3 protein-coding genes and 1 pseudogene are annotated in these 2,882 nt (G+C 69.4%); 1 reads left to right on the top strand and 3 read right to left on the bottom strand.

Features of this window, described 5'->3' with window-relative positions:
* Window positions 1-386, bottom strand: a pseudogene (locus tag ACFV0Q_RS40550) (transposase); the annotation flags it as partial.
* Between the two features lie 273 nt (window positions 387-659).
* On the opposite strand from ACFV0Q_RS40550, the gene ACFV0Q_RS40545 reads away from it, so the two are divergent.
* Window positions 660-1,091: a DUF5958 family protein gene (locus ACFV0Q_RS40545; protein WP_385012992.1), complete on the top strand. Its 432-nt coding sequence runs from the start codon at window positions 660-662 to the stop codon at window positions 1,089-1,091.
* 202 nt (window positions 1,092-1,293) lie between these two features.
* Here the strand turns inward: ACFV0Q_RS40545 and lepB are convergent, their stop codons facing one another.
* Window positions 1,294-1,968 carry a signal peptidase I gene (gene lepB / locus ACFV0Q_RS40540; protein ID WP_385012990.1) on the bottom strand — a complete coding sequence of 225 codons (675 nt, stop codon included), beginning with the start codon at window positions 1,966-1,968 and terminating at the stop codon, window positions 1,294-1,296.
* Between the two features lie 269 nt (window positions 1,969-2,237).
* Complete coding sequence (locus tag ACFV0Q_RS40535) at window positions 2,238-2,756, bottom strand: anthrone oxygenase family protein (RefSeq protein ID WP_385012988.1); 519 nt, start codon at window positions 2,754-2,756, stop codon at window positions 2,238-2,240.
* Window positions 2,757-2,882 lie beyond the last annotated feature (126 nt).

Raw genomic sequence — 2,882 nt, 5'->3', positions numbered from 1 at the left:
GATCTGGATGGCCGCGTGATGGAGTGCGGCGTGTTTGGCGCGGGCGAGCTTGTCCGTTCGCAGCGCCAGGCCGCGCCACTGCTTCAGGCGGGCGATGCACCGTTCGACCGTGTTGCGTTCCCGGTAGCTCTCGCAGTCGAAGCCCGGCGGCCGCCCCCCGCGGGAACCTCGGCGCAGCCGGTGACGGACCTGGTCCACCGGCTGCGGAATGACCGTCCGGATGTGCCGTTGACGCAGGTGGGAGCGGATCGCGCGGGCGAGTACGCGCGATCGGCGATCACGGTATCGGATCTGGTCCGAGGCCGTCCGCCGCCGAGGCGCGGTACCCGAATCGCGGCCATGACGGCTGTGAACGCCGGGGCGTCGCCGGCCTGCCCCGCCGTCACCACCACGAGCTCGTTAGTCGCCATGACGCCGCGGATGGTGCCGATCTTGCGGTGAAGCAGGAACGGCATGGGATCTGACCACATCTTTTCGTGAGGATCGTAGCGGCTGACCACGGGGATCGGTCTTCCGCCGGGTGTTCGTCGGCGAATGATCTGCGCGACGGCGGGGAGGAGCACGGCGGGCACCGGGATCGCGCGCTCACGGTCACTCTTGGAGGGCGCGATCATCAGTAGGGCCCTCCCCTCGAACCTGCAACGTGGAATGATCAAGAGATGACCGAACCGAGCGATGCGGGCGACCGCACCTTCCGGCGCGAGACCGAACGCGTCGTCAACGAGGTCGCTCAAGGATTCCGCACGTTGGACGACGGGATGGCCTGGTTCTCCGGCCTCTCTCTGACGAGCCGGCAGGAGGTACTGCAGCAGGTCGCCGGCTACGCCATGCAGGCGCACATCACGGCCGCGGACGGCCACGCGGGAGTGGCACGGTCCGGGGTCAAGCCCACGGCCAACCCCTCGGTGATGATCTGCATGGACCCACCCCGCTACGGATTCGCAAGCCTCCCCGCCGACGAACACATGAAGGCGTTCCGTGTGCTCGTCGCTGTATTCACCGTCGCCGACACCCGCCGCAGGGAGACCCACTGCAAGGGCACCTGCGGACACCCATGGCACAACCTGCCTGTGGAAGCCAAGGAACCGTAGCGGGGGGCTGCTCCCAACTCGGCCCGGTCCGGCCGCCGGGGGCGGTCAGGAAGCGTCGTCAGCGGGAGTGGCCAACAGGTGGGGCACACCAGTGAGGTGACCCTGGCGGCAGTGATCCCACGCCCCGACACGGCCGCCGGACAGCATCAACACACCAGGGCCCACTTCTCCCGAAACCAAGAGATCGCAGTTCCGTCCTCCGCTACGGCTCGTCGACGTGTACGGCACCCCAGACGGGCCCCGTCGGCGCGGGCTTGCGCCGCCGCACCACCAGTGCGGCGATCCCCAGCCCGAGCCCCACGGGCAGGAGGCACACCCCGGCGAACATCGCCAGCCCGAGGCCCACGGACATCGGGCTCTCCTGTTCCTCTTCGACTCCGGTCACGGCCGACACCGGCAGCGTGCCCTCGTTGCTGTCCAGGTGGAAGCGGGAGTCCGCGGAATTGGCGCGATTGTCGCCCAGGATGAAGACCCGGCCCTGCGGCACCGCGACAGCGAAGGGCACCCCACCGTCCCCGGGGGCATCGTTCACGTAGGGCTCGTCGAGTGGCTGCCCGTTGAGGGTCAGAGACTCGTCCCCCATCGCGTAAGAGATGCGGTCGCCCCCCACCGCCACCACGCGTCCCAGGAACGGGCCCTCCAGCCCCCACGTGCCGGGGTCGTAGGACACCACGTCGCCGCGCCGGACCTCGGACGGATCCTTGCGCAGGACGACGAGGTCCCCGGGGACGAGCGTGGGCCGCATGTTGTCACCGGACGGCCGCGCTGCGGTGAACCCGCTCAGCGTGAACGCCATCGGCCCGCCGATCAGTGCGACGCCCAGCACCAGCAGGACGATCGCCCAGATGCCCCTTCTGCGCCCAGGCCTGTGTTGCATGAATCCGTAACCCCTCCCAGCAATACCAATGGCCAGAAGAATAAGGTCTGGCTGAAACTGCACTATCGCCGGGCCCGTGCGCGACAGCAGCCCCAACGCCCGGCGCCCGGAGCGGCACGTCCCCCCGAGCAGGTTCCGAGCAGCTCCGGCCCGGGGCTTCAGGCCCTACGCGAAGGGCTGTGGAGAGCCACGCGGATGCGTAGCCGGGCGGGACTGCCGTAGACGGCGGCGCGCGGCAGCGGGCCCGGGCAGCGGGACGGTCCGGCCGACTACACGGAGGCGGCAGACCTTGTGCCGGCCTCTCGTGGCGGGGAGGGAGCAGCGTGGTCAGCCGGCGGTTGCCTGAGGGAGAGGACGATCAGCAGCGCGAAGGCGGTGAGGGCGGTGAGCGTGCGCAGGTTGTTGAACAGCTCCCAGCGCCGCAGGATCTCCGCGTGATCGACCGGTGCCGAGGTGAGCGCCCATTCCTTGATCCGGCCGTTGATCGGCACATTCCCGAGCCGGGTGATCAGGAACGAGGCGAGGGTCAGCAGACCTGCCGCACCCGCGATCAGCCGGGCGCGGCCGCGTGTCAGGGTCGCGAGGGTGAGGGAGCTCAGCGTCGACGCGGCCATCGCGGCCTGCATAGTAATGCCATTCGACTTCATCAGCTCGGCGTGGAACGCCAGCCGCATGTCGAGCGGTACGGCGTTGAAGGTGGGGACGAGGTTGGCCGCGCCGTAGCCGAATGCGCCGGCCAGGAGGCCGGTGGCAAGCAGAGCGAGCCCCTGAAGGAGTCGGATGCGCATGTTCGTTGGCTCCATGAATGGGTGCTTGTGGGACCAGTCAACGGCCATGAGCTGTGACGGTCTCCGGCTGTCCGGTGAAGGGTACGAGCGACCGCCCCGGCCCCGGCCGGGGCGGATTGCTGCCTG

The organism is Streptomyces sp. NPDC059564, from assembly GCF_042735575.1.
Lineage (GTDB): Bacteria > Actinomycetota > Actinomycetes > Streptomycetales > Streptomycetaceae > Streptomyces.
This window is presented reverse-complemented; position numbering and strand designations above follow the sequence as displayed.

Excerpts from the sequence above, each read along its gene's own strand:
- lepB (WP_385012990.1), bottom strand. The coding sequence starts at position 1,968 with ATGCAACACAGGCCTGGGCGCAGAAGGGGCATCTGGGCGATCGTCCTG.
- ACFV0Q_RS40545 (WP_385012992.1), top strand. The coding sequence starts at position 660 with ATGACCGAACCGAGCGATGCGGGCGACCGCACCTTCCGGCGCGAGACC.
- ACFV0Q_RS40535 (WP_385012988.1), bottom strand. The coding sequence starts at position 2,756 with ATGCGCATCCGACTCCTTCAGGGGCTCGCTCTGCTTGCCACCGGCCTC.